The organism is Mesorhizobium sp. KR9-304 (assembly GCF_040049215.1).
In the GTDB taxonomy this organism is placed as follows: Bacteria; Pseudomonadota; Alphaproteobacteria; order Rhizobiales; family Rhizobiaceae; genus Mesorhizobium_K.
In genome coordinates, this window is record NZ_JBDZDN010000002.1 from 413,528 (window position 1) to 435,508 (window position 21,981).

Consider the following 21,981-nt stretch of genomic DNA (forward strand, 5'->3'; position numbering starts at 1 on the left):
GAAAAGGCTAGGCTGCTTCTAGCTCAGCGCCCAATTCTACCGCGGCGAAGGCCCCGCGGAGCACTTCCGACCTGGCGCCGGGCTTCGCGGCGTCCACCGAAAGTATCTGCCGGTAGCGGCGCGCGCCGGGCAGTCCGTGGAACAGCCCGACCATATGGCGCGTGACGTGTCCAAGCCGTCCACCGGCGGCGATGTGGCGCTCGGCATAAGCGCACATCGTTTCGAGCAGGGCGCTCGGATCGAACGGCCGCTTCGGCTCTCCATAAAACTCCGCGTCAGCCTCGCTCAGAATGCCAGGCGTCTGGTAGGCGGCGCGGCCGAGCATCGCGCCGTCGACATGGGCGAGATGCGCACGCGCTTCCTCGAGCGAGCGGATGCCGCCATTGATGCCGATAAAACGGTCTGGGTACTTTTCCTTGAGACGGTACACGCGACCGTAGTCGAGCGGCGGGATGTCGCGATTCTCCTTGGGCGAGAGCCCTTCGAGCCAGGCCTTGCGCGCATGCACCCATAGTGCATCCGCGCCGGCCGCGAAGACGCTTTCCGCAAGCGCATCGAGTGCAACCTCGGGGTCCTGGTCGTCGACGCCGATGCGGCACTTCACCGTCACCGGGATCTTTACCGCGCCCTTCATGGCGACGACGCAGTCGGCGACCACCGCCGGCGTCCGCATCAGGCAGGCGCCGAAAGTGCCCGACTGCACGCGGTCGGATGGGCAGCCGACATTGAGGTTGATTTCGTCATAGCCGAACGCTTCGCCGATCGCCGCCGCTTCGGCGAGCTTGGAAGGATCCGAGCCGCCGAGCTGCAGTGCGACCGGATGCTCCTCCGGGTCGAAGCCGAGCAGCCTGTCACGCGCGCCGTGGATGACGGCGTCCGCCACCACCATCTCGGTGTAGAGCACCGCACGCCGCGTCAGCTGGCGATGAAAGAACCGGCAATGCCGATCCGTCCAGTCGATCATCGGCGCTACGGAAAATCGTCTATCTAAGCCATTCATTTCATTGTCTTTATGTCTCAACCTAGCCATTCCCGGTTGGCAAGTTTGGTCGATGCATACCAAATTCCATATCCCACACATAATGCATTCACGAAATAAACGTCGATGTGCGGCTGGCAAAACAGGCCGTATTTGGCCCCTGCCCCAACTTACCCCGTCATCGCTCGGCTCGATCCGGATCGCTCTCAGCTATCGCTTTCCGGTCCTCCCGAGCGGGGAAGCCAGGCGTAAACTCACCCAATTATGGGGTCAAAATGCGAGATCACATCAACCGGCGAACAGTTCGGCGAGGCAGCGCGTGATAGCGTCGCCCTCCACCGGCTTGTCCAGATACGCGAAGCCGCCTGCCGCCAGGACGCGTTGGCGCGTCGTCTCGGTCGGAAAGGCGGTCATGAAGATCATCGGAAAGTCGCGTCCCGACGCGATCAGCTCTGCCTGGAGCTGGTCGCCGGTCATGTTCGGCATCTGTATGTCCGTGATCATGCAACCCGGATCGCCGGCCCCTCGATCATCGAGGAATTCCCGCGCGGAAGCATAGCTGCGAACCTGGTAGCCCAGCGATCTGAGCAAGCTGGTCAGCGAGCTGCGAACGCCGTCGTCGTCGTCGACAATCGCGATTATTGGTGTGTGGTGCATGTCCAAGGTCCTTCGTGCCGTGTCTCGCACGAGAGGATTTCGATGCGCGGCCTGTGGTTCTACATGGGACACGTTGGCCGCGAATGAAATTATACGGAGGTTTGTGGGGAAATCCGAGACGCGGGAGGAGGGAGGAGACGGTGGCATCCGCCTCCTCCACACTTCTAGCCCTTGATGAAGGCGAGCATGTCCGGATTGATGACATCGGCATGAATCGTAAAGGCGCCGTGCGGGTAGCCGGGATAGAGCTTCAGTGTGCTTCCCTTGATCAGCTTGTGCTGGAGTACCGAAGCATCCTTGTAGGGCACGACCTGGTCGTCCTCGCCCTGCAGGATAAGGGTCGGCACGGTGATTGCCTTCAGATCGTCCGTCTGGTCGGTTTCCGAGAAGGCCTTGATGCCTTCGTAGTGCGCCAGTGCGCCTCCCATCATGCCCTGACGCCACCAGTTGTCGATGATGCCCTGGGAGATCTTGGCGCCCGGCCGGTTGAAGCCATAGAACGGACCGGAGGCGACATCGATATAGAACTGTGCCCGGTTGGCGGCGAGAGCCTTGCGAAAGCCGTCGAAGACCTCGATCGGCGTGCCGCCAGGGTTCTCCTCGGTCTTGAGCATGAGCGGGGGAACGGAACTGATCAGCACCGCCTTGGCGACGCGGCCCTGCGGCTGACCGTAGCGCGCGACGTAGCGAGCAACCTCGCCGCCGCCGGTCGAGTGACCGATATGGATAGCGTTCCTGAGATCGAGATGCTCGACGACGGCCGAAGCATCGGCCGCATATTGATCCATCGTATTGCCGGTATCCACCTGCGTGGAGCGGCCATGACCGCGCCGGTCGTGGGCAACGACACGATAGCCGTTGGCCAGGAAGAAGAGCATCTGGTTGTCCCAGTCGTCCGCCGACAGCGGCCACCCGTGATGAAAGTGAATGGGCTGGGCGTCCTTTCGACCCCAGTCCTTATAGAAAATCTCAGTGCCGTCCTCGGTCTTGATGAAGCCGCTGCTCACAACATGTTCTCCTTTCGAAACGTCGTTTGGGGTCTGCGCGAATGCCACTCTCGGGACTGCAGCCGTCGCTGCCAGCAAAGCGCCGGCGGCGATGACATGACGGCGGTTCAGGCAGAGCTCTGGCGGGTACGTTTGTCCGTTCAAGGCATGGCCTCCAGTTGCGGTAAGTTCGCGAGGGGGAAGCTAGGCTGCGAACGGTCGGACGAGAATCCAACATTCGGTTCGGCGGTTCATACGATGGTGTGAGCCGCGATGCGTACGACGCTTGGAAACGGCGCCGCCTACGTTGCGGTCAGAGACAAACCCGGCCCCGAAGGCCGCGTCTCCACAGGGCAGTACGACAGGCGCCCGTTCAGGGACCCGAGATGCCCAGCGCCTCGGCCTTCCGAACCAGGTCGGCGAGCGTGCGGACGCCCATCTTGCGCATGACGTTGCCGCGATGAATCTTTACGGTGATTTCAGAAAGACCGATCAGGCCCGCCACCTGCTTATTCATCAGGCCGGCGACGACATGGGCCATGATCTCGCGTTCGCGTGGTGACAGGGTCTCGTATTCGGCCCGCAGGCTTTTCATCTGCGCGCTTTCGGCTCTTCTCCGCCTGTCCCGCTCGATTGCGCCGGTGACGGCGTCGAGCATGTCCTGGTCCCGGAACGGCTTGGAGAGGAAATCAACCGCGCCGGCCTTCATCGCCCGCACGGTCATCGGAATGTCTCCATGGCCGGTCATGAAGACGACAGGAAGTTCGATCCCGTGCTTCGCAAGCTGGCCTTGGAAATCCAGGCCGCTGATGGTGGGCAACCTCACATCGAGGATGAGGCAGCCGGGCGCGCGCGGCAGGGTCGCCTCAAGCAGTTCGGCCGCGCTGCCGAACAGCCTGGTCTCCAGCCCGATCGAACGGAAGAGGCTGTCCAGCGCGGCCCTGACGCCGGAATCATCGTCGACGATCGCGACGAAGGGCGTGTTTTCGGACTGCGCGGAAGCCGCTTTCGTCATCAGGTTCCCGGTCATTCCAATACACCTCCTTCGATTGCCGGAAGCGCGAGCCGGAAGGTCGCTCCATGATTGGGCAGGCTTTCGACCGACAGTCGGCCGCCGTGAGCTTCCGCCGTTGTCCGACATATGGCAAGACCCATACCCATTCCGTCCCGCTTTGTCGTGAAGAACGGATCGAACAGACGCCGGAGATGCTCTTCGGGGATGCCCGGTCCGGTGTCGCGGACCATGATTTCGACGCCGATGTCGTGCGAGTACGAGGCGTCGACGGAAAGCAGCCTCTCACCTGGATGGTCGGCCATCGCCTGGCTGGCGTTGACCAGCAGGTTCACCAGCACTTGCTGAAGTTGGATCCTGTCGCCGCTCACGTTGGGCAGACCGGCCTGGAGGTCGACCCGAAGCTGGACATTCGCGCGCATGAATTCGCGTTGGACAAGAGCGATCGCCTCCTCGACGAGCGTGCCGACGGCCAGTTCGCTCTGCGGGGACGGGGCTTTCTTGAGAAAGGCCCTGATACGCTTGACGATGTCGCTCGCCCGACGGCCCTCGGCGATGACCCTTCCAAGCGCGCTTTCCACTTCGTGGAGGTCTGGCGGATCGCGGCGCAGCCAGCGCATTCCCGCTTCGCCGTTCGTCACGATCGCCATCAGCGGTTGGCTCACCTCATGCGCGATCGAAGCGGTAAGCTCGCCTAGCGTCGCGACGCGGGCGGCATGCGCAAGTTCAGCCTGAGCCTGCTGAACCGCATCCTGCGCCGCCTGGCGCTCGGTTATGTCGGTGTGCGTTTCCAGGACGCCAGTCATTCTGCCTTGGCGGTCTCGCCTCGCCGCCCATCGACTGTCGACGACGATGCGGGAACCGGACCTGGTCCTTTGCACGAGGGTGCCTTCCCAGCGGCCGTTCTCGACGAGTTCAATCTCGATCGCCGCGCGATCGGCCGGGTATTGCGTCCCGAGCAACGTGTCGGCGATCTGGCCCTTGGCTTCGGCTGCGGACCAGCCGTAGATCTGCTCAGCTGCGTCGTTCCAGAAGGTGACGACGCCGGTGGCGTCGCGCACGAAGATCATGTCGTGGGACAGGTTCAGCAGTCGCGCCTGACCCGCCAGCGTCTCCGTCGCGGCCTGATTCTGCAGGGCCAGCATCGTCGCCATGCCGATCGCCGCGAGACTGACTATCGCCCGCAGGGCAGGCGACCCGACATCATTGAAATCATAAGAGACGGCATAGGCCAGGATAGTCAACGCGATGCTGGCGATCGCGGCGACGATAATGTCCTCGCGGCGCGATGTCCGCGAGGCGATCAGCACCACCAGTACGTAGAGGACCGCGATTGCTCCTTCGAGCGGCGACAAGGTGTCAATCAGGAAAATACCCAACGCCAGAAGTGTGGCGACAGCGCTGAATGCCATCCGGCTCATGGAAGACCCCGCAACCGGCGAAACGTTCGCGGGGGCGCGGAAGGGCGGACGCGGCGAACGTCCGGCCGGACGATGGAACGGCGCGGAGGCATGTTGCCCGCAGTCGCGGTTTCGCTCCGGGTTGGGCGAATGACTCCACCGGAATTCCGCATCGTCGTGCACCCTTGAAAAGCAGTCCGTAGCCGCCTCAGATATCTTCCACCATGTTCCAATACCGCCCAGGGACGGGAAGTTCGACTGAAAATGTGGTGCCCTTGTTCTCCACGGAACGAACCGAAACTGGATGCTGCAGGAGGTTCGCCGTCTGGCGGACGATCGTCAGTCCGAGGCCGAGGCCGTGGCACTGGTCCGCCTGGTCACCCCGCTCGAACGCATCGAAGATGCGCCCCAATTGCGCCGCCGCGATGCCCCGGCCGTCATCGTGAACGTCGATGCTGACCGCACTGTCGAGTGTTCGGCAAAGGACGAGGACGTGCCCGCCGGGGCCGCTGTATTTGATGGCGTTTCCGACAAGGTTGCGCAGGATCGTAAGCAGCATGCGGGGATCCGTCTCGACAAGCATTTCGGGCAGATGGATCTGGAGATCGACGCCGCAATATTCCGCGTAGAAACGCCAGTCGCGATCCACCGTCGTCAGGACCTCGGCCAGCCGAACCAGGCGACGGCAAGGTCGAAAGGCATCGTCCGCCTGGGAGAGCCGGGCGATGTCGTCGAGTTCGTTGCCCAGCCGCTTCATTGCGTCCAGCGCTATGCGGAGGCGTCCAGCGGCGTCCGCCGAAATGCTGTCACCGGCGGCGCTGGCGAGCGAAGCCATAGCGACCTGCAGCGGCTGCTTCAGATCGTGGCCGGCAACGGCCATGAGCCTCGACATCGCGAGCCGGGAAGCATTCGCGATGGCCACCGCGTCTTCGATCGATGCCCTCATCGTCATCTCCCAACGCTCCGCGCCTCGATCCAAGTCGGGCCCGAACGGTATGACGAAACGGCAAGCGGAGAAATCATACGGGAGTTTAGGGCGTGTTCTCCGTCCCGGCGCTCGATCACACCGAAGTATGAGACAATCATCCCTTGCGCCAATTTATGCATGCCCGGCGGACCCTCATTGTTGCGGTGTCCGGCGGGAGACCGAACCCGGGCATCCCGCCAGCCAGGTCCTCGGCGATCGGGAAGATCGCCACTCAAGGAGAGTTGAAATGAATAACCTTTTGCTTCATTCGCGCCAGGGATCCGCACTGCACACGCCGACCGACCTTGGAGCGCAAGCCACTACCAACATCGCGGCCGCGCTGACCGGCGTGCTTGCCGACATGTTTGCGCTCTATCTCAAGACGAAGAATTTTCACTGGCACCTGTCTGGGCCAAACTTTCGCGACTACCACCTGATGCTGGACGAACAGGGCGATCAGATCTTCGCGACCACCGACGCGCTTGCCGAGCGCGCCCGCAAGGTCGGCGGCACGACGCTTCGCTCGATCGGGCACATTTCCCGCATCCAGCGCCTGCTTGACAATGACGCCGACTATGTGACGCCGCAGGACATGCTGGCGGAACTCGCCGACGACAACCGCCAGCTGACCGGTTTTCTGCGCGCCGCGCACGGCGTATGCGAGACATACAACGACGTCGCCTCGACCAGCCTCATCGAAGTCTGGATCGACGAGGCCGAGCGCCGCAGTTGGTTCCTCTACGAATCGACCCGGACGGCGCGCTGAAGGGCGCGCCTCGGACCGCGCGGACGCCGGTGTTCCTGGCGTTAGGAAAGGTCGTCCCCGAGCAGTTCGAGGCTGGCGACACCGGCTGCGCGTCAGGCGCCGTTCGCTTCCGCGACGACCAGAACGCGCACGGCGATTCCGATTGAGATTTTTCTCAGGATCGCCAATTCAAGCATAGGGCGCTTGAATTGGCGGCAGGGCCTCCCGGCCCCGAATGTCGTCGGACAGCTTTTCCGCGATCATGATTGTGGGACAGTGCAGGTTTCCGCTCGTGATCGTCGGCATGATCGACGCATCGACGACGCGCAGCCCATCGAGCCCGTGCACACGCCCGCTGGGGTCGACCACTGACCAATCGTCGAGGCCCATGCGGCAGCTCGAGCACGGATGATATTGTGTGCCTGTCCGCAACTTGACCCATTCGAAAATCTCGTCGTCGGGAAGGCTGCGCAAGTTCGGCATCAACGCCTCGCCTCGTATATCATCCCAGCCGCGCTGCTGGATGATCTCGTCGGTGCGCCTGATCCCATCGATGAAGTCGCGCCTGTCTTGCGGATCGGCGAGGTAGTTGTTGACGACGCTTGGCAACTGACGTGGATCCCGCGAGCGGAGCCCGACACTGCCGCGACTGCGCGGCCGCATGAGGCATACCTGGTACTGGAACCCTTCCTCGATGTTGACCTGGCCGTGCATGAGTTCTCCGAGCATCGGGAGGAATTCGTGCTGGATGTTGGCATAGTCGGCTTCTGGCGAGCTTTTGAAGAACGAGCCGACCTCCCATAGGCTGGTGATGCCCAGGCCTCGCCGGAAAAACAGCCATTCAAATCCGATCCGAGCCATCCGCGCGGCGTTGACGTGAACGATGGGAGAGACACCCGGGCGCCGCGCCCGATATTGTACCGAGACGGCAGGATGATCGGCAAGGTTGCGGCCAACGCCCGGAAGCTCCGCCACGACCGGAATATCGTGCTCCTTCAGAATGGCGGGGTCGCCAACTCCCGAAAGCATGAGCAGGTGCGGACTCATGAAGCTGCCCCCGCTCACGATCACCTCCCGCTCGGCCTCGGCCGAGTGAACCACGCCCCCGTGTTCGAAGGTCACCCCCACGGCGCGCTTCCCCGAGAAGTCGACACGGTGGACTAGTGAATTGAGCCGCAGCTCTACATTCCCGCGCCGCACCGCCGGCCGCAGATACTTCAGCCCGCCGCTCGCCCGAATCCCGTTGTCGATGTTTGCCTGGTACCTGTGTACCCCCTCCTGGGCGAAGGCATTGTAGTCTTCGTTGTATGGAAGGCCGGCTTGCTGGCCTGCCTCCAGAAATGCCTGGTACACCGGCATTTTGCCGGGAAGAGTGGTGATACGGATCGGTCCACCCGTGCCTCTGTACAGGCTGGCGTCGCCGTCGAAGTCTTCGAAGCGCTTGAAATATGGAAGGCAGTGCGCATACGACCAATCGACGAGCCCGCTCGCCGCCCAACCATCGTAGTCGCGCGGATTGCCCCTTACATAGACCATCCCGTTGAGCGAACCGGACCCCCCTTGCATACGCCCTCGCACATGGGAGATCATTCTTCCATCGAGCGCGGCTTCCGGGCCCGTATCGTATGTCCACGTACGCTTCAGGTCCGTGAGCGGATACGCCATCGCTGCCGGCATTCGGACGTATACGCTCTTGTCGTCGGGACCTGCCTCAAGGACGAGAATCCTGAGATTGCGGTCTTCGCCGAGGCGCGCCGCCAGCACCGATCCGGCGGCGCCGCCGCCAACTATGATGTAATCGAACCTCGATCGGTTGGGGTTGGCCATCAGCACTCCGATTCCTGTTCACGTCGGCTAGAAGCCAAGTTTTCCTTCACAATTTGCATATTGCATCCAATCTGCACCGTCAATCGAGATGCCCCGACTTCGTCGATGGAGACGCGGACGCCAATTTCTGGTAATGGAACAATTGGCCCGGCCATTCGTTTCCAATCGTAAGGAACTAGTTTCGTCAGGAGGACAGCATCATGAAATGCCTTCAGACATGTTTAGTGGCGGCGACGATTGCAGCAGCCAGCGCCCTTCAGGCCACGGCGGCGCCGATTTTCCTCCCCCAGACCGCGCATGCCCAGTCCGACGTGATTCAGGTTCGCGACGGATGGTATCGCGGCTATCGCGGCTACCGCAATTTCCGATATGGCTATCGTAGCTATAATGGCTGGTGGTATCCTGCCGGAGCATTCATAGCAGGTGCCGTGATCGGCGGGGCGATCGCCAACAGCAACTATTATGGCGGCGGATATTACAACAGTTACTACGATGACGGTTATTATCCGCGCTACTATCAGCCCCGATACTACGCGCCGGTGCGGGATTATTACCCGCAGCGTGGAACGGCGTACAGGCAGGGTTACCGTGACGGCTTCCGTGATGGCGTGAATGCGCGCTATCGCAACGACATCACCTGCACTTCGCGGCTGGCGGACGCGGGCATGTGCTGATCGCTGCCGGAATAGTTCCATCGTGAGAACCCCGCTTCGGCGGGGTTTTCATTTATTCTTGCCCGCAGTGAACGAGCGGCTTGGGCGAAAGGTCAAGGCGCACTACGTAGAGGATATGACCAATCCGTCGCGGCCGAAGTTTGGGGTTTTGCTCGTTGCGGCGCTTTTTGCCACCGCGCCGATGGCCCATGCCGGGCAGCAGAGCGATCCGCTTATCCGCCAGATGAGCCCCGGCGAGTTGCAGAACCTCAACAACCGGGAAAGGCGGCTCGACTACCAGCAGCGGCAGCAGATCAACCGCGAGCTTGACAGCCGGGCGAACAGGCCTCTGCGCCTTGACATTCCCGTAATCAAGCCGCGCTGCCGGCCGCAGTCCTTCGGCACCAGTTCGATTGTACGCACCTGCCGATAGCCGTGGCGCCGGGCGTGAGCGCCGGGACTGGAAAGGCCCCGGCGCGTCGCTACCTACGCCGCCCGGTTGCGCAGCAAGTCCGGCGGCGTCGCCTCCTCGCGCAGCACCTCGATCGCGGCATCCAACGTCATTGAGTGCTGGTCGCGCGAGCCGAGCCGGCGGATGTTGACGCTCCCCTCCTCCGCCTCGCGCTTGCCGCAGACGAGCATGACCGGTACCTTGGTTAGGCTGTGTTCGCGGACCTTGTAGTTGATCTTCTCGTTGCGCAGGTCGATCACGGCCGACAGCCCGGCCGCCTTGAGCCTGGCAACGACGGCTGACGCGTAGTCGTCGGCATCCGAAGTAATCGTCGCCACCACGACCTGGACAGGCGCGAACCACAGCGGCATGTGGCCGGCATGGCTTTCGATCAGTATGCCGAGGAAGCGCTCCAGAGAGCCGGCGATCGCGCGGTGAACCATCACCGGCTGCTTCTTCTCCGAATCCGAGCCGATATAGAAAGCGCCGAAGCGTTCCGGCAGGTTGAAGTCGACCTGGGTCGTGCCGCACTGCCATTCGCGACCGATGGCGTCCTTCAGCGTATATTCGAACTTCGGCCCGTAGAAGGTACCCTCGCCTTCATTGACGCCTGTCTTGATGCGATTGTCCTCACGCGCCATCTTGGCGAGCGCGCGCCGCAGTATATCCTCGGCATGATCCCAGGCGGCATCCGTGCCGACGCGCTTTTCCGGCCGCGTTGCGAGCTTCACCACGACCTCGTCGAAGCCGAAATCGGCGTAGACCGACATCATCAGGTCGTTGATCTTCAGGATCTCCGCCTCGAGCTGCTCCTCCGTGCAGAAGACATGCGCGTCGTCCTGCGTGAAGCCGCGCACGCGCATCAGCCCGTGCAGCGCGCCGGAAGCCTCGTAGCGGTGCACACTGCCGAATTCGGCCAGCCGGATCGGCAGGTCGCGATAGGACTTCAGCCCGTGCTTGAATATCTGCACGTGACCCGGGCAGTTCATCGGCTTCAGCGCGAAGATGCGCTGGTCGGCCTCGGGATCGTTGGGATGCGTGAAGGCGTGCGCGGATTTCACCGCGAACATGTTCTCCTGGTACCATCCCCAGTGGCCTGACGTCTCCCACAGCGACTTGTCGAGGATCTGCGGGGCATTGACCTCCTGATAGTCGTCACCGAGACGCCGGCGCATATACGAGACGAGGTTCTGGAACATCCGCCAGCCCTTGGCATGCCAGAAGACGACACCCGGTCCCTCCTCCTGGAAATGGAAAAGGTCCATCTCGCGGCCGAGCCTGCGATGGTCGCGCTTCTCGGCCTCCTCCAACATGTGGATGTAGGCGTCGAGCTGCGCCTGGTCCGCCCAGGCGGTGCCGTAGATTCGCGTCAGCATCGGATTGTTGGAGTCGCCGCGCCAATAGGCGCCGGCCACCTTCATCAGCTTGAAGGCGCTGCCGATCTGACCCGTCGAAGCCATGTGCGGGCCGCGGCAGAGGTCGAACCAATCGCCCTGCGCGTAGATCTTTAGGTCCTGGTCGGCGGGGATGGCGTCGATAAGTTCGAGCTTGTAGGCCTCGCCCTTGTCGCGAAAGACATTCCTCGCGCGCTCACGGTCCCAGACCTCCTTGGTGAAGGGTTTGTTGCGGCCGATGATCTCGCGCATCTTCTTTTCGATGACCGGGAAGTCGTCGGGCGTGAATGGCTCGTTGCGCGCGAAGTCGTAGTAGAAACCGTTTTCGATGACCGGGCCGATTGTCACCTGCGTTCCCGGCCAGAGTTCCTGAACCGCCTCGGCGAGTACGTGGGCCGCGTCATGGCGGATGAGTTCAAGAGCGCGCGGGTCCTCGCGGGTGACGATCTCGACGCTGCCCGACTTGCCCAGCGGATCGGAAAGATCGCGCACCGTGCCGTCGAGCGCGTAGGCGACGGCCTTCTTGGCCAGCGATTTCGAGATCGATTCGGCGAGTGCCGCTCCGGTCGTGCCGGAATCATATTCGCGCACGGAACCATCAGGGAATTTGAGGGAAACACTCGGCATGGTTTTCTCCTATCCAGTCCCGCAAACGAGCGCGGGTGGTGAGTTAAAGTGCCCGATCATCGGACGCGGCGTTTTAGAGGCGGGATTGCCGAAGGTAAAGGGTGCGCGAATGCTTCACAAACCCGGCGAGTTCAATCAGCGCCTTCGACTCCGCCACGCCACCCGATTTTCCAGTATCGCCAAGGCGCGAACCAGCGATAAGGAGCCGCAAGCGTCTCGGGTACGTTGTCGATGCCATGCGTGCCCCACGGGCCGCAGCGCATGACCCGGAACAAACCCATCCAGCCGCCGGCCCATAGCCCATGCCGGGCGATCGCCTCATGGGCATATTCCGAGCAGGTCGGCAGGTGCCGGCAGGAATTGCCGACGAAGCCCGAAAGCGTGAGCTGGTAGAGGCGCACCAGCGACGTGCCGAGCACCCTCCCCGGTGTCCGGCGCCAGGGCCCCGGCCAGTTCCGGCCGGCCCGGCGCGCCGTTGTTGGATGCGAATGTCCAGTCACTTCGAGGTGCCTATTGGATCGTCGCCGACAGTCTGTTCACTTTTGGCGATTTGATTGCTGCTTTCGCCACACCTAAGTATCGCGCCGGGATTCCCCAAGAGCCATTCCTCAAAACCAGCCAATCCGAAAGTGGACGCCATGCCAGACAAGCCGCAGATCGAACTCGGATTGGACACGTTCGGCGACGTGACCGTCGACACTGATGGCAAGCTGCTGTCGCAGGCACAGGTGTTGCGCAACGTCGTCGACGAAGGCATTCTGGCCGATCAGGTCGGCATCGATTTCATCGGCGTCGGCGAGCATCACCGCGACGATTTCGCCGTCTCGGCGCCCGACGTTGTCCTGGCGGCGATTGCCTCGCGCACCAACCGTATCCATCTCGGTTCGGCGGTGACGGTTCTAAGCTCCGACGATCCGATCCGCGTCTTCCAGCGCTTTTCGACGCTCGACGCCCTCTCCAGCGGCCGTGCCGAAGTAATCCTCGGACGCGGCTCGTTCACCGAATCCTTCCCGCTCTTCGGCTTCTCGCTCAGCGACTACGAACGGCTTTTCTCCGAGAAGCTCGATCTTTTTTCCGCCTTGCTGAAGCAGGGGCCGATTACCTGGAAAGGCTCGATCCATCCCGGCATCAAGGACCAAATCGTCTATCCGCAGGTCGAGACCGGCACGGTGAAGACCTGGATCGGCGTCGGCGGCAGCCCGGAATCGGTGGTCCGCGCCGTGCAGTACGAACTCCCGATGATGCTCGCCATCATCGGCGGCGATCCGGTACGCTTCCGCCAGTTCGTTGATCTCTACCACCGCGCCGCCGAGCAGTTGCAGAAGCCGGTCCTACCGATGGGCGTGCACTCGCCGGGCCATGTCGCGGGGACCGACGAGGAGGCGCGCGCGCAACTGTGGCCGGGCTACAAGGCAATGTTTGACAGGATCGGCGGCGAACGCGGCTGGGGTCCGACGAACATTCAGCGCTTCAACATGGAGGCCGATATGGGCTCGCTCTATGTCGGCTCGCCCGACACGGTCGCGAAGAAGATCGCCAAGACCGTCAAGGTGCTCGGCGCCAGCCGCTTCGACATGAAATACTCGTCGGGGACCCTGCCGCACGAGCACATGATGAAGAGCATCGAGCTCTACGGCACGAAGGTCATACCGATGGTGCGTGATCTACTGGCGGAGGACTGACTGCCTAGAAACTCCTGTTGACGCGGCGCGGAGCGGGGACAAACCGCACGCGTCGCGGCTCGTCAGGCTGCGGAAACGAGGTGTGACGTTCGCGATGACGCGGCTGCAAAGTCGCCAGGCGGATGACGTCGTTGAAGATGTCCAGATAGTCGTTCATGGCGTAGCTCCTGATTGACAGGAGTAGACCGCGGCTGGCCTTTCGCTTCAAACGAGTATAATTTCGCTCCCGTATGACTTGAGGTTATGCGAGATGAGGCGCGGCCGCCTGCCCCTGACGGCATTGAGGAGCTTCGAGGCAGCCGGCCGGCATTTGAGCTTCAGTCGTGCCGCGGAAGAGCTTTTTGTCTCCCAGGCGGCGGTCAGCCGGCAGATTAGGGAGCTTGAAGCGCTGATCGGCCGGCCGCTCTTCGAGCGGCTGCACCGCCGGGTCGAATTGACCGATGCCGGACAGGAGCTTTTGAGGCAACTCACACGCAGCTTCGACGCCATCGATCTGAAGCTCACCGAGATTCAGGCCAGCCCGCAGAGCGAGCTGGTAAAGGTCAGCACCGAGCCCTTTTTCGCAGGCGCCTGGCTGATCCCAAGGCTGAACAGCTTTCGGGAGCTGCACCCACGCATAGACGTTGCCGTCGATGTCAGTCCTGGTCTGGTAGAGTTCCGCACGCATGAAGCCGACCTCGCGATAAGGCACAGCGAAACGCGAAGCGCATGGCCGAGAACCCAGGCGCGTCACCTGGTCGAAAGCATTGCAAGGCCAATGCTCTCACCCGATCTGTTGGCGAAAGGGCCGCCGCTAAGAACGGTCGCTGACCTCGCCGCGTACACCTTGCTTCACGAGCAAAATCGCGACTACTGGGCTCGCTGGCTGGAAGTGGCCGCCCCCAACAGCTTCAGGCCTGAGCGGGGGCCGATCTTCGGCGATGGTAACCTGACAACGCACGCGGCTGCGCTTGGCCACGGGGTGGCGCTTGGAGACCCGTTTATCAATGGCGCGGAGTTGAGGGATGGCACGCTCGTAGAGCCATTCCGAGAGTCGGTTGCGTTCGGAAGCTATTGGCTGGTCGCGCCGGATTTCGAGGCGCTAAGCCCCGCGGCACGCATCTTCGTCGATTGGCTGGTCGCTGGGATAAAGGCTCAACTGGAGTGGCCTAAGCCGCCTGCTCCTGGCGCTTCTTCTCGATCTGGCCGATCGCGTCGACCACGGCGTCGAAGGTGAGCATGGTGGAAGCGTGGCGCGCTTTATAGTCGCGCACGGGCTCCAGATATTTGAGGTCGGCGAAACGGCCCTCAGGCGGCCCGCCGTTCTCCTTCAGCATCCTCTTCATCGTCTCGCGCACCGCGCGAAGCTCGTCCGACGAAGCCCCGACGACGTTCTGCGCCATGATCGACGATGAAGCCTGGCCCAGCGCGCACGCCTTCACCACATGGGCGAAATCGGTCACCACGCCATCCTGCATCTTGAGGTCTATGGTGACGGTCGAGCCGCAGAGCTTCGAATGCGCCGTAGCCGTGGCGTCCGGATGCTCCAGCCTCCCGATGCGCGCGATATTCCCGGCAAAACCAAGAATTTTCGCGTTATAGACATCATCGATCATTCTTTTCCAATCTGTCGCCGTTTGGCGACCGGTCGATGCCGCTCCCGCATCTTCCTTTCGTAATCTTCGAGCATATATAATGCTGGTGTTCCGGGATCGACAAGGCGGCCTGCGTAGGCGCATCGGAGCAGACTTCGCAGCTAGGGGCGTTTCCCATGACAGGCTGTGATCCGTTCAACTCGTTCCTCCGTTGAGGGGAGCTACGGGAGACACCTAGGTAATGGACGCCGTCATCAAGAAAATCATGCCGCCTTCGGCCTATCTGGACAAGCCAGTGACCGACCGGCCGACCGAGGCTGAAGTCGAGGCGGCCGTAAGCGTGCTCTTGCGTTGGACGGGCGACGATCCCAGCCGTGAAGGGCTGGTCGACACCCCGAAGCGCGTGGCCAAGGCCTATCGCGAGATGTTCAACGGCTACGACATGTGCCCGGCCGACGAGCTTGGCCGCACCTTCGAGGAGGTCGCCGGCTATGATGACCTCGTCATCGTCAGGGACATCACGTTCCATTCGCATTGCGAGCACCATATGGTGCCTATTATCGGCAAGGCGCATGTGGGCTACCTGCCCGACGGCAAAGTGGTCGGCCTGTCGAAGATCGCCCGCGTCGTCGACATATTCGCACACCGTCTGCAGACGCAGGAGGCCCTGACGGCACAGATCGCCGGCGTCATCCAGGACGTGCTGAACCCGCGCGGCGTTGCCGTCATGATCGAGGCCGAGCATATGTGCATGGCCATGCGCGGCATCCGCAAGCAGGGTTCGACCACGCTGACCTCGACCTTCACCGGAACCTTCAAGGACAACCCCGAAGAACAGGTGCGCTTCGTGACCATGGTTCGGGGCGGCTACGTCGCCGGTTGATCCGGGCGGGTGAAGCGGTTGCTGTCTGCCGGCCGACGCGGCATTCTGTGAATAGGCCATTTCGAAGGGCGGCGCTGTCCTGAGCCCGCAGGATCATGCAATGACCACGACCACATTCCCCAAGCCGCCGGCCGACAAGAAGGCGCTCGAAGAAGGAACCGTCTTCTCGCCACGCTTCGACGCAAGCGGGCTCGTCACGGCCGTCGTCACCGACGCCGCCGACGGCATGCTCTTGATGGTGGCGCACATGAACGCCGAGGCGCTGGCGCTCACCGTCGGGACCGGCGTCGCCCACTACTGGTCGCGCTCGCGGGAAAAAATCTGGAAGAAGGGCGAGACGTCAGGCAATCTTCAGGCGGTTGTCGAGCTGCGCACGGATTGTGACCAGGACGCCATATGGTTGAAGGTCAAAGTCGCCGGGCACGATGCAACTTGTCACACGGGACGGCGTTCCTGTTTTTATCGGACGGTGGGGATGGTCGACGGCAAGGTTTCCCTCGCAGGCGACGGCAGCGAGCCATTGTTCGATGCATGAAGCGTATTGAAACCAGCCCGTGAACCTATTGGACTTTTGCAGCACAAAGATTCATCATTTCGATACGGCATCCAGATAGACTGGACGCGGGACTAGGGAGATCGTGATGCTCGACTGGGCGTCATTTCGCAGCAGGCCTGATGTTCGGGAAGCCAACGGCCCGTCATCCTCGGGTGGTGTTGCCGAATCGATCCAGCCCAAAAAAGCCGCCATTTCATTGGCGCTGGGTGGCGGTTGCGCCCGCGGCTGGGCGCATATCGGCGTGCTGCGCGCGCTCGACGAAGCCGGCATCGACGTCTCGATGATTGCCGGCACATCGATCGGCGCGCTGGTAGGTGGCTGCTACCTCGCCGGCAAGCTCGACGAACTCGAGGAATTCGCCCGCAGCCTGACCAAGCGGCGCATCTTCGGCCTACTCGACTTCAATTTCGGCGGCAACGGACTGTTCGGCGGCCTGAAGCTCGACGCCCGGCTGCGCGAGCATCTGAACGGCTCGCGTTTCGAGGACCTGCCGAAACCTTTCGTCTGCGTCGCCTCCGAAATCCGCACCGGCCACGAGATCTGGCTGTCGAGCGGCTTGCTGATCACCGCCATGCGCGCCTCCTACGCACTGCCGGGCGTCTTCGAGCCGGTGGCCGCCAACGGCCGCGTGCTGGTCGACGGTGCGCTGGTCAACCCGGTGCCGGTTTCGGTCTGCCGCGCCTACGAGCAGCCGCTCGTCGTCGCCGTCAACCTGCATTACGACCTCTTCGGCCGCGCCGCCGTGATTAAACACAGCGCCGGCGAGTTGATGGTCGAGCAGGACGCCACGCCCGCCTCCCGCTTCAGCGCGGAGTCCCGCGCCCGTGAATCGCGCATCGGCGTGACTGGCGTCATGGTCGAGGCATTCAACATCATCCAGGACCGCATTTCGCGGGCGCGGCTAGCTGGCGACCCGCCGGATCTGTCGCTGCAGCCAAAGCTCGGCCATATCGGCTTGACCGAATTCCATCGCGCCGACGAGGCGATCCGCATCGGCTACGAAACGACGATGGCACAGCTGAACGACCTTCAGCGCCTGCAGACGGTGCTCGCTTAAGAAGCAAGCGCCGCGTCGATGATGCGAAAATCCACCTTGCGGTTGCCGTTCCAATAGCTGCCCGACAGCGAGCCGGCGACGTGAACCGTCTGGCCGCGGTTGGCGAACAGGAAATCGCCGAGCACCGTATCCGCCGCGCGGAAGGCGATCGCCTTGATGCGCGTACCTCCGTCGGACCTCAGGTCGGTGCGCACGTGGTTCGCACCGACCAATTGCGCGTCCTCCAGCCTGTGGCGCGGCAACACGAAGACCGGCGCAACGTGACCTGCGCCGAACGGCCCGGCCTTCTCCAGCGTCTCGAGCAGGCTGAGCGTTGCGCCCTCTGCGGCAAGTGCGGCGTCGATATCGAGCACTTCCTCGTCCTGCAATCGGAAAACATCCGCTGCCGCACGTTCTTCGAAGAACGCCCTGAGCGCGCCGAGCCGGTCGCGTTCCACCGTGATGCCCGCAGCCATGGCATGCCCGCCGCCCTTCACGATAAGGCCCTGAAGGGCCGCCTCACGAACCAGCTTTCCGAGATCGAAACCGGTAACGGAGCGGCCCGAGCCGGTGCCGACGCCGTTGGCGTTGAAGGAGATGGCGAAGGCCGGCCGCCTCGCATGCTCCTTCAGCCGCGCGGCGAGCAATCCGACGATGCCTGGATGCCAGCTCGGGCTCGCAGTGACGACGATTGCCGGCCCCGTCCCGCCGGCAAGCTCGGCGTCGGCCTCGGCACGCGCTTCCGCCAGCATGCCTTGCTCCATGGCCTGCCGCTCCTGGTTCAGCCGGTCGAGCGTCTCGGCGATCTGCCCGGCCTCGACCGGATCGTCGGTAGCCAGCAGCCGGCTGCCCAGTGCTGCATCGCCGATACGTCCGCCGGCATTGATGCGCGGACCGATCAGGAAGGAGAGATGGAAGGTACTGATCGGTTCGCCGATGCGCGCCACGCGCGCCAGCGCAGCCATGCCGGCGTTGCGTTGCTGGCGGGCCGCGAGCAGCCCCTTGACCACGAACGCTCGGTTGACGCCGGTGAGCGGAACGACATCGCAAACGGTCGCCAGCGCCACCAGGTCGAGCATCGCCAGCAGATCCGGTTGCTCGGCATCGGGGCGCTCGAGGCGCAGCAGCCGCGCCGTCTGCACCAGCGCCAGGAACACGACGCCGGCGGCGCAGAGATGCCCCTGCCCCGACAGATCGTCCTCGCGGTTGGGGTTGACCACCGCGACCGCTGCTGGCAGCGGTCCGCCGACCTGGTGATGGTCGAGCACGACCACCTCGGCGCCGGCCAGCAGCGCGGCATCGGTCGACGGTGCGCTGTTGGTGCCGCAGTCGACGGTGACGATCAGCGTCGCGCCGCGGCCGGCCAGCTCGCGCATCGCTTCGGGATTGGGTCCGTAGCCCTCGAAGATGCGGTCGGGAATATAGATCTCCGCCTCGACGCCATGGAAAGCAAAGAACCGTTTGAGCAATGCCGAGGAGGCCGCGCCGTCTACGTCGTAGTCGCCGAAAATCGCCACCTTCTCGCGGTCGCGGATCGCCCGCGCAAGACGCTCGGCCGCGCGGTCCATGTCGGTCAGCGAGGCCGGATCGGGCAACAGGTTCTTGATCGTCGGATCAAGGAAGCGCTCGGTCTCCTCGGGCGTCACGCCGCGCCCGGCAAGCACGCGCGCGACGATGTCGGGCACGCCGTGCGACTGTGCGATGGTTAGCGCGATCATCTCCTGCCGCTCGGTCAGCCGGTGCTCCCAGCACAGCCCGGTCGCCGATCGCTTTACGCCGAGGAAGATGCGCTTGTCCGCCACTATGGTTTTCGCCCGCCAGTCACGCGGCGACGATAGGCGACGATCGGAAAGGCCGAAACCGTCAAAAACGCGTCTGCTGCCATTAATTGGCGCCAGTGCGTTGGGACGCCGGTCAGCCTGCACGCTCGATGCGGATCACCTGCGGCTTGGTCGTGAGGTGGCCGTCCTTGGTGATGCCGTCGGTCGCCTTGCGCACGGCGGCCTCGGTCGTCTCGTGCGTCACAAGGATCACCGTCTTCTGCGCGTCGGCCTCGGCGGAGTGCTGGACGATCGACTCCAGCGAGATGTCGTTGTCGGCCATGCGCTTGGCGATCGCCGCGAACACGCCGATCCTGTCGTGTACCGTCAGGCGGATGAAATAGCCGCCGGCGTGGCTGCGCATCTGTGCCTTCTTGTAGGGCTTCAACTGCTTCGCCGGCCAGCCGAAGACCGGCCCGTGCTGGAATCCCGGCCGGCTTTTGGCGATATCGGCAATGTCGCCGACGACCGCCGAGGCCGTGGCGTTGCCGCCCGCACCGGGGCCGGACAGCAGTAATTCACCCAGAATGTCGGTCTCGATCGCCACCGCATTGGTGACGCCATGCACCTGAGCGATAACCGAGGCGGTCGGCACCATGGTCGGATGCACGCGCTGTTCGATGCCGCTTTCGGTACGTTGCGCAACGCCGAGTAGCTTGATCCGGTAGCCGAGTTCGCCGGCCGCGCGGATGTCGGCCTGGGAGATGTTGGAGATACCCTCCATGTAGACGTCGCCGGCCGAAATCCTCGTACCGAAAGCCAGCGCCGTCAGGATCGAGAGCTTGTGCGCGGTGTCGTGGCCCTCGATGTCGAAGGTCGGATCAGCCTCGGCGTAGCCAAGCCTCTGCGCATCCTTGAGACACTCGTCGAACGACAGCCCTTCGGCTTCCATGCGGGTCAGGATGTAGTTGCAGGTGCCGTTGAGGATGCCGAAGACGCGGTTGACGGAGTTGCCGGCCAGCGCCTCGCGCATGGTTTTGATGATGGGGATGCCGCCTGCGACCGCAGCCTCGTAGTTCAAAAGCACGCCCTTCTTCTCGGCGATCTCGGCGAGCGCCACGCCATGTTTCGAAAGCAGCGCCTTGTTTGCCGTAACGACATGCCGGCCGGCTTCCAGAGCGGCCTTGACCGAGGCGCGCGCTGGTCCCTCCTCGCCGCCGATCAGTTCGACGAAGACGTCGATGTCGGCATCCGCGGCAAGCTTCACCGGATCGTCGAACCACTTCGCCTTGGAGAGGTCGACCCCGCGGTTCTTGCGCTTGCTGCGCGCCGAGACGGCGGTGACGACGATCGGCCGGCCGCACTGGCGGGTCAGCTCCGCGGCCTTTTCGGACAGCACGCGCGCAACGCTCGCGCCGACCGTGCCCAGCCCCGCAATTCCCACACGCAATGCTTCAGCCATTTGCCGAAAAGCCCCTCAAATCAAATGCTTGCCAGGTGAATTTGAATCAACGCCGCGTAGCGAGCGAAACCACGTTGTTCGGCTGCTTGGCCGACGACGCAAGGAAGCGCTTGATGTTGCGCGCCGCCTGACGGATGCGATGCTCGTTCTCCACGAAGGCAAGACGGACATACTCGTCGCCATGCTCGCCAAAGCCGATGCCTGGCGCCACCGCAACGTCCGCGTGCTCGATCAGCAGCTTCGAGAACTCCAGCGAGCCGAGATGCTTGAACGGCTCCGGGATCGGCGCCCAGGCGAACATCGAAGCCGCCGGCGGCGGGATATCCCAGCCGGCGCGGCCGAAGGAATCGACCATCACGTCGCGGCGCTTGTGATAGACATCGCGCACTTCGGCGATGTCGGCCCCATCGCCGTTGAGCGCGGCGGCGGCGGCAACCTGGATCGGCGTGAACGCACCATAGTCGAGATAGGACTTCACCCGCGTCAGCGCGGAGATCAGCCTCTCGTTGCCGACCGCGAACCCCATGCGCCAGCCCGGCATGGAGAAGGTCTTGGACATCGAGGTGAACTCAACGGCGACGTCGATCGCGCCCGGCACCTGCAGCACCGAAGGCGGCGGGTTGCCGTCGAAATAGATCTCGGAATAGGCGAGATCCGACAGGATGATCAGGTCGTTCTTGCGGGCGAAAGCGACCACGTCCTTGTAGAAATCGAGGCTCGCCACCAGCGCCGTCGGGTTCGATGGATAGTTGAGGATCAGCGCCAGCGGCTTCGGGATCGAGTGCCGGATGCCGCGCTCGAGCGCCGGGATGAAGCCGTCGTCGGGTTGGACCTGCAGCGAGCGGATAACGCCGCCGGACATGATGAAGCCGAAGGCATGGATCGGATAGGTCGGGTTGGGGCACAGGATCACATCGCCGGGCGCTGTGATCGCCTGCGCCATGTTGGCGAAGCCCTCCTTGGAGCCGAGCGTCGCCACTACCTGCTTGTCCGGGTCGAGCTTCACGCCGAAACGACGGGCGTAATAGTTGGCCTGGGCGCGGCGCAGCCCTGGAATGCCCCGCGACGAGGAGTAGCGATGCGTACGGGGGTCGCGCACGACCTCGCACAGCTTGTCGACGATGGCCTTTGGCGTCGGAAGATCCGGATTGCCCATGCCGAGATCGATAATGTCGGCGCCAGCCGAGCGGGCACTGGCCTTCAGCCGGTTGACCTGCTCGAAGACGTAGGGCGGAAGGCGGCGGACCTTGTGAAACTCTTCCATGTCAGAAATCCAGGCGCGGAGGCGGTTGGCTCGGTGCGGCGCGATATATACCGATTTGGCCTAAGG

Annotated in this window: 23 protein-coding genes; 9 read left to right on the forward strand and 14 right to left on the reverse strand. The window is 63.2% G+C overall.

From position 1 onward, the window contains the following. Window positions 1–7: 7 nt before the first annotated feature. From dusA to ABLE71_RS14295, 6 genes are all read right to left on the reverse strand, one after another. Entirely contained in the window at window positions 8–1,000 is a 993-nt protein-coding gene (gene dusA / locus ABLE71_RS14270; protein WP_348784098.1) for a tRNA dihydrouridine(20/20a) synthase DusA, read from the reverse strand. 267 nt (window positions 1,001–1,267) lie between these two features. Next, window positions 1,268–1,636 carry a response regulator gene (locus tag ABLE71_RS14275; protein ID WP_348784099.1) on the reverse strand — a complete coding sequence of 123 codons (369 nt, stop codon included), beginning with the start codon at window positions 1,634–1,636 and terminating at the stop codon, window positions 1,268–1,270. A gap of 164 nt (window positions 1,637–1,800) precedes the next feature. Beyond that, the gene (locus ABLE71_RS14280) at window positions 1,801–2,643 is read right to left on the reverse strand and encodes an alpha/beta hydrolase (protein WP_348784100.1); all 843 of its coding nucleotides are present in this window, start codon (window positions 2,641–2,643) and stop codon (window positions 1,801–1,803) included. A gap of 352 nt (window positions 2,644–2,995) precedes the next feature. Beyond that, the gene (locus ABLE71_RS14285; protein WP_348784101.1) at window positions 2,996–3,652 is read right to left on the reverse strand and encodes a response regulator transcription factor; all 657 of its coding nucleotides are present in this window, start codon (window positions 3,650–3,652) and stop codon (window positions 2,996–2,998) included. Further along, the gene (locus ABLE71_RS14290; protein ID WP_348784102.1) at window positions 3,649–5,055 is read right to left on the reverse strand and encodes an ATP-binding protein; all 1,407 of its coding nucleotides are present in this window, start codon (window positions 5,053–5,055) and stop codon (window positions 3,649–3,651) included. Before ABLE71_RS14290 ends, ABLE71_RS14285 begins: the two co-directional genes overlap by 4 nt. Window positions 5,056–5,242: 187 nt before the next feature. After that, a complete protein-coding gene (locus ABLE71_RS14295) occupies window positions 5,243–5,980 on the reverse strand; it encodes a HAMP domain-containing sensor histidine kinase (protein ID WP_348784103.1) in 738 nt (245 codons plus the stop codon). 268 nt (window positions 5,981–6,248) lie between these two features. Between ABLE71_RS14295 and ABLE71_RS14300 the strand changes: the two genes are divergently transcribed. Both ABLE71_RS14300 and ABLE71_RS14305 read left to right on the forward strand, forming a co-directional pair. Further along, window positions 6,249–6,767, forward strand: coding sequence for a DNA starvation/stationary phase protection protein (locus ABLE71_RS14300; protein ID WP_348784104.1), 519 nt, complete (start codon window positions 6,249–6,251; stop codon window positions 6,765–6,767). Beyond that, entirely contained in the window at window positions 6,731–6,913 is a 183-nt protein-coding gene (locus ABLE71_RS14305; protein ID WP_348784105.1) for a hypothetical protein, read from the forward strand. The genes ABLE71_RS14300 and ABLE71_RS14305 overlap by 37 nt, the downstream gene beginning before the upstream one ends. 22 nt (window positions 6,914–6,935) lie before the next feature. Here ABLE71_RS14305 and ABLE71_RS14310 read toward each other — a convergent pair whose 3' ends face one another. Further along, window positions 6,936–8,573, reverse strand: coding sequence for a choline dehydrogenase (locus tag ABLE71_RS14310; RefSeq protein WP_348784106.1), 1,638 nt, complete (start codon window positions 8,571–8,573; stop codon window positions 6,936–6,938). Between the two features lie 200 nt (window positions 8,574–8,773). Between ABLE71_RS14310 and ABLE71_RS14315 the strand changes: the two genes are divergently transcribed. Together ABLE71_RS14315 and ABLE71_RS14320 are read left to right on the forward strand one after the other, a co-directional pair. Beyond that, a complete protein-coding gene (locus ABLE71_RS14315; protein WP_348784107.1) occupies window positions 8,774–9,247 on the forward strand; it encodes a BA14K family protein in 474 nt (157 codons plus the stop codon). A gap of 115 nt (window positions 9,248–9,362) precedes the next feature. Continuing rightward, the gene (locus tag ABLE71_RS14320) at window positions 9,363–9,659 is read left to right on the forward strand and encodes a hypothetical protein (RefSeq protein ID WP_348784108.1); all 297 of its coding nucleotides are present in this window, start codon (window positions 9,363–9,365) and stop codon (window positions 9,657–9,659) included. A 53-nt stretch (window positions 9,660–9,712) separates the two neighbouring features. Here ABLE71_RS14320 and thrS read toward each other — a convergent pair whose 3' ends face one another. Continuing rightward, on the reverse strand, window positions 9,713–11,698 hold the full coding sequence (gene thrS, locus ABLE71_RS14325; protein ID WP_348784109.1) for a threonine--tRNA ligase: 1,986 nt from the start codon (window positions 11,696–11,698) through the stop codon (window positions 9,713–9,715). Between the two features lie 131 nt (window positions 11,699–11,829). Continuing rightward, a complete protein-coding gene (gene yidD / locus ABLE71_RS14330) occupies window positions 11,830–12,198 on the reverse strand; it encodes a membrane protein insertion efficiency factor YidD (RefSeq protein WP_348784110.1) in 369 nt (122 codons plus the stop codon). Window positions 12,199–12,336: 138 nt separating this feature from the next. Here yidD and ABLE71_RS14335 point away from each other — a divergent pair, with 138 nt between their 5' ends. Beyond that, on the forward strand, window positions 12,337–13,380 hold the full coding sequence (locus ABLE71_RS14335) for an LLM class flavin-dependent oxidoreductase (protein ID WP_348784111.1): 1,044 nt from the start codon (window positions 12,337–12,339) through the stop codon (window positions 13,378–13,380). Window positions 13,381–13,384: 4 nt separating this feature from the next. On the opposite strand, the gene ABLE71_RS14340 is transcribed toward ABLE71_RS14335, so the two are convergent. Next, window positions 13,385–13,537, reverse strand: a complete 153-nt coding sequence (locus ABLE71_RS14340; protein WP_348784112.1) for a hypothetical protein — start codon at window positions 13,535–13,537, stop codon at window positions 13,385–13,387. Between the two features lie 93 nt (window positions 13,538–13,630). Between ABLE71_RS14340 and ABLE71_RS14345 the strand changes: the two genes are divergently transcribed. After that, the gene (locus ABLE71_RS14345; protein WP_348784113.1) at window positions 13,631–14,596 is read left to right on the forward strand and encodes a LysR substrate-binding domain-containing protein; all 966 of its coding nucleotides are present in this window, start codon (window positions 13,631–13,633) and stop codon (window positions 14,594–14,596) included. On the opposite strand, the gene ABLE71_RS14350 is transcribed toward ABLE71_RS14345, so the two are convergent. Beyond that, the gene (locus ABLE71_RS14350) at window positions 14,529–14,975 is read right to left on the reverse strand and encodes an iron-sulfur cluster assembly scaffold protein (RefSeq protein ID WP_348784114.1); all 447 of its coding nucleotides are present in this window, start codon (window positions 14,973–14,975) and stop codon (window positions 14,529–14,531) included. The genes ABLE71_RS14345 and ABLE71_RS14350 overlap by 68 nt on opposite strands. Window positions 14,976–15,195: 220 nt before the next feature. Between ABLE71_RS14350 and folE the strand changes: the two genes are divergently transcribed. From folE to ABLE71_RS14365, 3 genes are all read left to right on the forward strand, one after another. After that, entirely contained in the window at window positions 15,196–15,837 is a 642-nt protein-coding gene (folE, locus tag ABLE71_RS14355; protein WP_348784115.1) for a GTP cyclohydrolase I FolE, read from the forward strand. A gap of 100 nt (window positions 15,838–15,937) precedes the next feature. After that, complete coding sequence (gene hisI, locus ABLE71_RS14360) at window positions 15,938–16,372, forward strand: phosphoribosyl-AMP cyclohydrolase (RefSeq protein WP_348784116.1); 435 nt, start codon at window positions 15,938–15,940, stop codon at window positions 16,370–16,372. A 106-nt stretch (window positions 16,373–16,478) separates the two neighbouring features. Further along, window positions 16,479–17,450 carry a patatin-like phospholipase family protein gene (locus ABLE71_RS14365; RefSeq protein ID WP_348784117.1) on the forward strand — a complete coding sequence of 324 codons (972 nt, stop codon included), beginning with the start codon at window positions 16,479–16,481 and terminating at the stop codon, window positions 17,448–17,450. On the opposite strand, the gene recJ is transcribed toward ABLE71_RS14365, so the two are convergent. The 3 genes from recJ to ABLE71_RS14380 all read right to left on the reverse strand — a co-directional run bounded on the left by recJ (window position 17,447) and on the right by ABLE71_RS14380 (window position 21,915). Next, window positions 17,447–19,234 carry a single-stranded-DNA-specific exonuclease RecJ gene (gene recJ, locus ABLE71_RS14370; protein WP_348784489.1) on the reverse strand — a complete coding sequence of 596 codons (1,788 nt, stop codon included), beginning with the start codon at window positions 19,232–19,234 and terminating at the stop codon, window positions 17,447–17,449. The two genes, ABLE71_RS14365 and recJ, sit on opposite strands and share 4 nt — an antisense overlap. Window positions 19,235–19,343: 109 nt before the next feature. Then, window positions 19,344–20,651, reverse strand: coding sequence for a homoserine dehydrogenase (locus ABLE71_RS14375; protein ID WP_348784118.1), 1,308 nt, complete (start codon window positions 20,649–20,651; stop codon window positions 19,344–19,346). A 46-nt stretch (window positions 20,652–20,697) separates the two neighbouring features. Beyond that, a complete protein-coding gene (locus tag ABLE71_RS14380; RefSeq protein ID WP_348784119.1) occupies window positions 20,698–21,915 on the reverse strand; it encodes an LL-diaminopimelate aminotransferase in 1,218 nt (405 codons plus the stop codon). Between the last annotated feature and the right edge of the window lie 66 nt (window positions 21,916–21,981).

Excerpts from the sequence above, each read along its gene's own strand:
- hisI (WP_348784116.1), top strand. The coding sequence starts at position 15,938 with ATGACCACGACCACATTCCCCAAGCCGCCGGCCGACAAGAAGGCGCTC.
- ABLE71_RS14300 (WP_348784104.1), top strand. The coding sequence starts at position 6,249 with ATGAATAACCTTTTGCTTCATTCGCGCCAGGGATCCGCACTGCACACG.
- folE (WP_348784115.1), top strand. The coding sequence starts at position 15,196 with ATGGACGCCGTCATCAAGAAAATCATGCCGCCTTCGGCCTATCTGGAC.
- ABLE71_RS14335 (WP_348784111.1), top strand. The coding sequence starts at position 12,337 with ATGCCAGACAAGCCGCAGATCGAACTCGGATTGGACACGTTCGGCGAC.
- ABLE71_RS14310 (WP_348784106.1), bottom strand. The coding sequence starts at position 8,573 with ATGGCCAACCCCAACCGATCGAGGTTCGATTACATCATAGTTGGCGGC.
- ABLE71_RS14375 (WP_348784118.1), bottom strand. The coding sequence starts at position 20,651 with ATGGCTGAAGCATTGCGTGTGGGAATTGCGGGGCTGGGCACGGTCGGC.
- thrS (WP_348784109.1), bottom strand. The coding sequence starts at position 11,698 with ATGCCGAGTGTTTCCCTCAAATTCCCTGATGGTTCCGTGCGCGAATAT.
- ABLE71_RS14295 (WP_348784103.1), bottom strand. The coding sequence starts at position 5,980 with ATGAGGGCATCGATCGAAGACGCGGTGGCCATCGCGAATGCTTCCCGG.
- ABLE71_RS14350 (WP_348784114.1), bottom strand. The coding sequence starts at position 14,975 with ATGATCGATGATGTCTATAACGCGAAAATTCTTGGTTTTGCCGGGAAT.
- ABLE71_RS14285 (WP_348784101.1), bottom strand. The coding sequence starts at position 3,652 with ATGACCGGGAACCTGATGACGAAAGCGGCTTCCGCGCAGTCCGAAAAC.
- ABLE71_RS14340 (WP_348784112.1), bottom strand. The coding sequence starts at position 13,537 with ATGAACGACTATCTGGACATCTTCAACGACGTCATCCGCCTGGCGACT.
- ABLE71_RS14275 (WP_348784099.1), bottom strand. The coding sequence starts at position 1,636 with ATGCACCACACACCAATAATCGCGATTGTCGACGACGACGACGGCGTT.
- ABLE71_RS14320 (WP_348784108.1), top strand. The coding sequence starts at position 9,363 with ATGACCAATCCGTCGCGGCCGAAGTTTGGGGTTTTGCTCGTTGCGGCG.
- ABLE71_RS14345 (WP_348784113.1), top strand. The coding sequence starts at position 13,631 with ATGAGGCGCGGCCGCCTGCCCCTGACGGCATTGAGGAGCTTCGAGGCA.
- ABLE71_RS14380 (WP_348784119.1), bottom strand. The coding sequence starts at position 21,915 with ATGGAAGAGTTTCACAAGGTCCGCCGCCTTCCGCCCTACGTCTTCGAG.
- ABLE71_RS14365 (WP_348784117.1), top strand. The coding sequence starts at position 16,479 with ATGCTCGACTGGGCGTCATTTCGCAGCAGGCCTGATGTTCGGGAAGCC.
- dusA (WP_348784098.1), bottom strand. The coding sequence starts at position 1,000 with ATGAATGGCTTAGATAGACGATTTTCCGTAGCGCCGATGATCGACTGG.
- ABLE71_RS14315 (WP_348784107.1), top strand. The coding sequence starts at position 8,774 with ATGAAATGCCTTCAGACATGTTTAGTGGCGGCGACGATTGCAGCAGCC.
- ABLE71_RS14290 (WP_348784102.1), bottom strand. The coding sequence starts at position 5,055 with ATGAGCCGGATGGCATTCAGCGCTGTCGCCACACTTCTGGCGTTGGGT.